3 protein-coding genes and 2 pseudogenes are annotated in these 7226 nt (G+C 67.9%); 4 read left to right on the top strand and 1 reads right to left on the bottom strand.

The window, feature by feature from the left end:
* Both AB0D74_RS39530 and AB0D74_RS39525 read left to right on the top strand, forming a co-directional pair.
* Positions 1 to 723, top strand: a pseudogene (locus AB0D74_RS39530) (hypothetical protein); the annotation flags it as partial.
* Between the two features lie 2 nt (positions 724 to 725).
* Positions 726 to 2399, top strand: coding sequence for a DUF262 domain-containing protein (locus AB0D74_RS39525; protein ID WP_362598064.1), 1674 nt, complete (start codon positions 726 to 728; stop codon positions 2397 to 2399).
* A gap of 374 nt (positions 2400 to 2773) precedes the next feature.
* Here AB0D74_RS39525 and AB0D74_RS39520 read toward each other — a convergent pair.
* Positions 2774 to 3346: pseudogene (locus AB0D74_RS39520) on the bottom strand (Uma2 family endonuclease).
* A gap of 195 nt (positions 3347 to 3541) precedes the next feature.
* Here AB0D74_RS39520 and AB0D74_RS39515 point away from each other — a divergent pair.
* Positions 3542 to 5581, top strand: a complete 2040-nt coding sequence (locus AB0D74_RS39515; RefSeq protein WP_362598061.1) for a thioredoxin domain-containing protein — start codon at positions 3542 to 3544, stop codon at positions 5579 to 5581.
* Positions 5582 to 5931: 350 nt separating this feature from the next.
* Positions 5932 to 7224, top strand: a complete 1293-nt coding sequence (locus AB0D74_RS39510; RefSeq protein ID WP_362598058.1) for a glycosyltransferase family 2 protein — start codon at positions 5932 to 5934, stop codon at positions 7222 to 7224.
* Positions 7225 to 7226 lie beyond the last annotated feature (2 nt).

The raw sequence follows: 7226 nt of genomic DNA, 5'->3' as shown, positions 1-7226 counted from the left end.
GTCCACAGCTCTTCCGGCGCCATCCGCTCGACAAGCGCAGCAGTCATCACCCCAGACTGCCGCAAGATCACGCCAACTGAAATGGCGTCTAAGGCGGGGAGCCGACTCGCTGTGTACAACGGAGGTGGCAAGGACGGGGCCATCGCGCACGCGGTCGACCAGGCCGCGCAGTTCTCCCGTACCAAGCGTGTGGTCCTCGTCATCGACAGCGACAGCTTCCACCCCGCGGACCGGACCGGCAATCACGAGAAGGCCGAAGCAGCGGCCCGCAAAGGCGTGAGTGCGCACGTCCTCAGATTCCGGGAGATGGAGAACTACATTCCCAACCGGGTCCTGGCCCGGCAGCCGAAGAAGACCGTAGGAATGTCCTCCATGGCCAAGCTCCTGGAGTCCCTCAAGACCTTCTCGCCTGAGCAGCGAGCCCACTTCGACATGAAGCACGGGTTCAAGGGGAAGCCGCAGAAGGGTGCCGACCAGAAGGGGCGCCACTCCAAGAAGGCGGGGACCACCTACGTCATCCCGCCGCGCCACGGTGATCTGTACGACGAAGTGGCGGAGCAGGATCTCATCACCCTCCAGGAGGGATTCGGAACGGACTTGCCGGGTCTGTTCCTGCAAGAGGTGATGCGCGGCGGCATATCGGAGCGGGACCTGGACGGCCTGGGCCCCGGAGCGAAACTTGAATTGCGATCGATGTTCGAAACGATTCGGGGCGTGATCTGAGCATGGGAGACATCGAGGTGGTCAAGGAAATCTCCGTGGTACCGGAGGTCCACTTCCTGGAGCAGGTCCTGGAGCGGATCGCGCAGGGCGAGCTGCGGGTGCCGAAGTTCCAGCGCCCGTTCCTGTGGCGCCCCGAGCAGATGCTCCAGCTCTTCGACAGCATGGAGCGCGGCTACCCGATGGGCAGCCTGCTCATCTGGGAGACCACCATGCCGCTCGAAAGCCTCGACACTATCGGTGGGCGCAGGATTCCGCCGGCACCGGAAGGGGCGAAGGTCGCCTACGTCCTGGACGGCCACCAGCGGCTCTCGACGCTCTTCGGCGTCCTTCACCGCTCGGCCGACGCCCCGCGGTCCGCGCGCCAGGAGGACTGGATGTGGTGGGTCTACCGGCCGCTCGTCCGGTCGGAACACGACGGCGTGCGCTACCGCCACCAGAAGAACGGCGAGCCGGTGCCCAGCCACTTCCTGCCCATGCGGTCCGTACTGGGGACCCTGGACTTTCTCGAATACGCACGGACGCTGTCCGACGTCTCCCACTCCCGCGAGGAGGCCGACCGCCTCACCAAGGAGAGCGAGCGTATCGCGAAGCGGGTGAAGAACTATAAGGTCTCCGTGGTGCGTATGGAGGGCGGCACTCTCCAGCAGGCCATCGAGGTCTTCTCCAGGATCAACAGCAGCGGCCAGAAGATGCGTCCCGACCAGATGGTCTCCGCACTGACCTACGGGACCATCGGCTCGGAGACGCTCAGCGACAAGATGGAGGAGATCAAGGGGCGGATCGCCGCTTCGGGCTTCGGCGAGATCCCGATCATGACGATCTTCCAGACCGTCCTCGCGCTGTCCGGCGAGGAGGACGTATATGGGGACACCTCCTGGGAGACGATGGCCCGCAAGGTCCAGGGTCAGCTCACGACCGCGGTGGAGGACACCGACCTGATCCTCCAGCAGGTGGTCGAGTTTCTGCGGGAGGAGGTTCGAGTCCCGCTGGCTCGCCTGGTTCCCTACAACATCCAGATCATGCTGCTCGCCGTCTTCTTCCACTTCTCCGACAAGGTCGAAGCGGAGCAGCAGGTCAAGCTCCGGCACTGGTTCTGGACCACGTCCCTGGCGGGCACCTTCGCCGGGTCCACCACCACCCAGGTCCGGAAGTTCATCACGGAGATGAAGGCCTTCGCCCAGGGCAAGGGCGGGCTCAGCTACTCCGCTGAGCGGGCCCGTTCCTTCCCCGAACGCTTCGACCTGCGCAGCGCGCGTGTGCGCGCCTACCTCCTTTGGGACCTACTGACGTTCCCGGACCGGAAGAACCTCGACGGCGGCACCGCCAACGTGCTGGAACAGCTGGCGACGGCGCATAGCGAGACCTATCGACACGTCATCACCCAGAGCGGGGTTCCCGGGGCTTCTAGTCCCGCCAACCGGATCGTCATGACGACGCCGCCGGGTGTGTCGATCCGGCAGGCGCTCATCAGGCTCGCGGAGGACGGGCGGACCGACATCCTGGACTCGCACGGAGTCAGCCTCGCGTCCATCGAACATCTGAAGGCCGACGAGTTCACCGAGTTCATCCTCGCCCGGCAGCATGAACTGGCGGCGCGGGAGCGGCAGTTCATCGAGAGCCTGGGTATCAAGTCGGCTGACAAGGAGGTCGGCGAGACCGACATCGACACCGAGTGAGGGGCGGCGAGTCCAGGCTTGCGTAGCCTCGAAGGCGCAACGCGGCTTTTCTGCCCTGGAGCGGCCGGCGTGGCGATCACCACATACCTGAGCCCTGCTTGAACCGACAGGGCTATCTTTCCGTTCCCTCCTGTATCGCCGCCGCGGTGAAGTCAGCCCGTTGGTGTTGATGAACCGCGTTGGCGTGGCCGTCCGCCCACGTGCCCTTGAGTAGTTCTTGCCCGGGCGCGGCTAAACGATCGTGTGCGAGCTGGAGTCGCATCCGCACGTGGTACATCTGGTCCGTAGCCGGAGAATGTCCTGATGGGTCCGCGAAACACCTTGAGGCGGGTGCGGATGGTCAAGCGTCGATAGCGGGGCGGCTTCTCGGTACTTTACAAGAGCCCGAGATCGACCGTGATGGAGAAAGGTGCGGTGGCCTTCACCGCGCCGGTGAACATTTCACCGTCCCTGTACGCCTTGGTGGCGGGGTCAAGGACGTAGGTGTAGACGATCGGGACCCCGGTGGCGGCCTGCTCGTCCCGCCAGTAGAAAAGGGGATGCCGGCCTTGGCGTATTGGTCCACCTCCACGATCCGGTTCGTGGTCTCCGAGCCGGGCGACACCACCTCGGCGACTAGGAGTACGTGCTCGGGGCGGGTAGGCGTGAGGTCGATGGTCTCCGCCCGGTAGACGATGATGTCAGGACGGCGGTTGGTGAGGGGAACGTCCTGCAGGCAGAAGGACGTCGAAGTCCGTGTCTGCGTTCCAGGCCGGGCCTGCGGCGGTGTCCAGGGCGTTGGCCAGGTTGCGGGCCAGCCGGTTGTGGCGCTTGGAGGCGCTTGGGCTCCCGACGACCATCCCGTCCACGATCTCGATGCCGGCGCACTGCTCCTCGGGCCAGGAGTCGTACTGTTCCGCGCTGATCTGCGTATGCATCCACGCGGGCGCCACCATCTCGGCGGTCATGGGTACCTCCTTCGAGGGGCCTCGGCAGGTCCGGCACTGCTGCGCCAAGCCTACTGTTTCGAGGTGCCGGGCTGCCCGATTCGGAAGGGAAGGAGCCGCCCACCACGTAATGGCCGATAAGTGCAATTCGGCCAAGTGAGGCGGGCACGTCAGTGGTTCACCGGTCGCGGCAGACGCTGTGAGAGGCTGGCTCGTATGAACCGGCTGTCTGGTGTGACCTCGCCTTATCTGTTGCAGCACGCTGACAATCCGGTCGACTGGTGGCCCTGGTCGCCGGAGGCGTTCGAGGAGGCGCGGCGGCGGGATGTGCCCGTGCTGCTGTCGGTCGGCTACTCGGCCTGCCACTGGTGCCACGTCATGGCCCACGAGTCCTTCGAGGACGAGGTCACTGCCGGGTATCTGAACGAGCACTTCGTCAGCGTCAAGGTCGACCGGGAGGAGCGGCCGGATGTCGACGCCGTGTACATGGAGGCTGTGCAGGCGGCCACCGGGCAGGGTGGCTGGCCCATGACCGTGTTTCTCACGCCGGACGCCGAACCCTTCTACTTCGGCACGTACTTCCCGCCCGCCCCCCGGCACGGCATGCCCTCCTTCCGGCAGGTGCTGGAAGGGGTCAGGGCCGCGTGGGCGGACCGGCGGGAGGAGGTCGCCGAGGTGGCCGGGAAGATCGTGCGGGATCTCGCGCAGCGGGAGCTCGGGCAGCAGGGCGGCCGGCCGCCCGGTGAGGGCGAGCTCGCGCAGGCGCTGCTCGGGCTCACCCGTGAGTACGACCCGCAGCGCGGCGGATTCGGCGGCGCCCCCAAGTTCCCGCCGTCCATGGTGATCGAGTTCCTGCTGCGGCACCACGCCCGCACCGGTTCCGAGGGTGCGCTGCAGATGGCCGTGGACACCTGTGAGCGGATGGCCAGGGGCGGCCTCTACGACCAGCTCGGCGGCGGCTTCGCCCGTTACTCCGTCGACCGCGACTGGGTCGTGCCGCACTTCGAGAAGATGCTGTACGACAACGCCCTGCTCTGCCGGGTCTACGCCCACCTGTGGCGGGCCACCGGGTCGGAACTGGCCCGCCGGGTCGCGCTGGAGACCGCCGACTTCATGGTCCGCGAACTGCGCACCGCCGAGGGCGGGTTCGCCTCGGCGCTCGACGCCGACAGCGACGACGGGAGCGGACGCCACGTCGAGGGCGCGTACTACGTGTGGACGCCCGCCCGGCTCCGCGAGGTCCTCGGCGAGGACGACGCGGACCTGGCCGCCCGGTACTTCGGGGTCACCGCGGACGGCACCTTCGAGGAGGGGCAGTCCGTGCTGCAACTCCCGCAGCAGGACAGCGTGTTCGACGCCGAGCGGATCGAGTCCGTCAGGCGGCGGCTGCTGGCCGCACGGGCCGAGCGCCCGGCCCCGGGCCGGGACGACAAGGTCGTCGCCGCCTGGAACGGCCTCGCCGTCGCCGCGCTCGCCGAGACCGGCGCCTACTTCGACCGTCCCGACCTGGTCGAGGCCGCCGTCGGCGCCGCCGATCTCCTCGTACGGCTCCACCTCGACGACCGCGCGCGGCTCGCCCGCACCAGCCGGGACGGCAGGGCCGGCGCCAACGCGGGCGTGCTGGAGGACTACGGCGACGTCGCCGAGGGCTTCCTCGCGCTCGCGTCCGTGACCGGCGAGGGTGTCTGGCTGGAGTTCGCGGGGCTCCTCCTCGACCATGTCCTGGCCCGGTTCACCGACCAGGAGAGCCCGGAGAGCGGGGCCCTGTACGACACCGCGGCCGACGCCGAGCAGCTGATCCGCCGGCCGCAGGACCCGACCGACAACGCCACGCCCTCCGGCTGGACGGCTGCGGCCGGCGCCCTGCTCGGCTACGCGGCGCACACCGGTTCCGGGCCTCATCGGACCGCGGCGGAAAGGGCGTTGGGGATCGTCGGGACGCTCGGACCGCGCGTGCCGCGCTTCGTCGGGTGGGGGCTCGCCGTCGCCGAGGCGCTGCTGGACGGTCCGCGCGAGGTCGCGGTCGTCGGACCGGACGCGACGGATCCCCGCACGGCCGGTCTGCACCGCACGGCACTGCTGGGCACGGCGCCCGGTGCGGTGGTGGCCGTGGGGACGGTGGAGAGCGACGAGTTTCCGCTGCTCGCGGGGCGGCCGTTGGTGGGCGGGGAGGCGGCGGCGTACGTGTGCCGCAACTTCACCTGCGACGCACCGACCGTCGATCCGGAGCGGTTGAAGGCGGCGCTCGGGGGCTGAGGTGCGCCCAGGCCGGAGGTGGTCGGTCGGGTGCGGGTGTGTGGGGGCTGGTCGCGCGGTTCCCACCCTCGGCGCCCCGTACGGTGCACTGCTGGCCATTGTCTTGAAACATGCCATTTATCAGCCGAGTTCACGCTCTTCACATCATCCTCATAAGATCCAGCCATCGCCGTGACGGGTGTGACCAGCCGTCACGGTTGGGGCGAGATGGGTGTGAAGAGTTTGTAAGTGAAGTTTGTGCTTTGTGTGATCGCTGTTCACCCATGAGCCCCTAGCATCGCTGGAGCAGTGCCCGGTTCTGTCGTATTTCGGGCCGTGGCAGTCACGTTATGTGGGGGGAGAGCACAACTTTGTCCGAGTTCTTCGACCAGGTCTGGTCGTGGATCGTCGAGGCTGTGGGGGAAACTTCGTGGCGGGAGCTGATGCCGCTGGGGCTGGCCGGACTGTTCGTCTGGGCACTCTGGCTGTACCGAGCGGTGCTCTCACGGTTCGCCAAGCCGGTCGTCAACAACTTCCGTACCAGCGTCTCCGTGGTGGTCCCCGCCTACCGGGAGGACCCGGAGATCCTGCTGGAGTGCCTGGAGACCTGGCTCGCCCAGGATCCGGCCGAGATCATCATCGTTCCTGACGTCGAGGACCACGAGGTACTGCACCGGCTGTCGCTGGTGGAGGACCCCCGGGTCCGGGTGCTCGCCTTCGAGCACAGGGGGAAACGTTCCGCCCTGGGGGTCGGCATACGCGCCGCCACCAGCGAGCTCCTCGTCCTGGTGGACTCCGACACCCGCTGGGAGCCGGGGCTGCTGGACGCCGTGCAGATGCCGTTCGCCGACCCCACGGTCGGCGGCGTGGGCACCCAGCAGAACGTCTACCAGCGCACCACCAGCGTCTGGCGCCGGGTCGCCGACTGGCTCGTCAACCTCCGCTACTTCGACTACGTTCCGGCCATGGGCCGGGCCGGTGCCGTGGCCTGCCTGTCCGGCCGTACCGCCGCCTACCGCCGCGCGGCGGTCCTGCCGGTGCTGGAGAACCTGGAGAACGAGTTCTTCCTCGGCCGCCGCTGCGTGGCGGGCGACGACGGCCGGCTGACCTGGCTGGTGCTGGCCTCCGGCTACAAGACCGTGCACCAGTCCTCGGCGCAGGCGATCTCCATGTTCCCGTCGTCCTTCCGGGCGTTCGTGAAGCAGCGCGTCCGGTGGAGCCGCAACTCCTACCGGTGCTACCTCACCGCGCTCTACAAGGGCTGGCTGTGGCGGGTCCCGCTGGTCACCAAGATCACCGTGCTGCAGATCCTGCTGACCCCGGTGACCATGGGCATGGCCCTCGGCTATCTGCTGCTGAGCCGACTGGACTTCAGCCCGCGCGGTGTCGTCCTCACCCTGATCTGGCTGCTGCTGGGCCGGGCCGTCCGCGGCTACTCGCACCTGCGCAGGCACCCGCAGGAGATCTTCCTGCTGCCGCTGACGGCCGTCGTGGTCATCATGATCTCGCTGCCGATCAAGCTGTACGCATTCGCCACCATGAACAAGCAGGGCTGGCTCACCCGCAGCAGCACCAGCATCGGGGGCGAGGGCCAGAGCGCCGCCACGCTCTCCGGAACCGCCGGCGGCCAGAGCCACTCCGCCCTCCAGCCCGAGGTGATCTGACG

The sequence above is a fragment of the Streptomyces sp. NPDC048278 genome (assembly GCF_040652195.1).
In the GTDB taxonomy this organism is placed as follows: Bacteria; Actinomycetota; Actinomycetes; order Streptomycetales; family Streptomycetaceae; genus Streptomyces.
Note: the sequence above shows the minus strand (reverse complement) of the source record. Positions and strands in the feature narration are given on the sequence as shown.

Coding starts and splice junctions, on each gene's coding strand:
- AB0D74_RS39525 (WP_362598064.1), top strand. CDS start 726: ATGGGAGACATCGAGGTGGTCAAGGAAATCTCCGTGGTACCGGAGGTC.
- AB0D74_RS39515 (WP_362598061.1), top strand. CDS start 3,542: ATGAACCGGCTGTCTGGTGTGACCTCGCCTTATCTGTTGCAGCACGCT.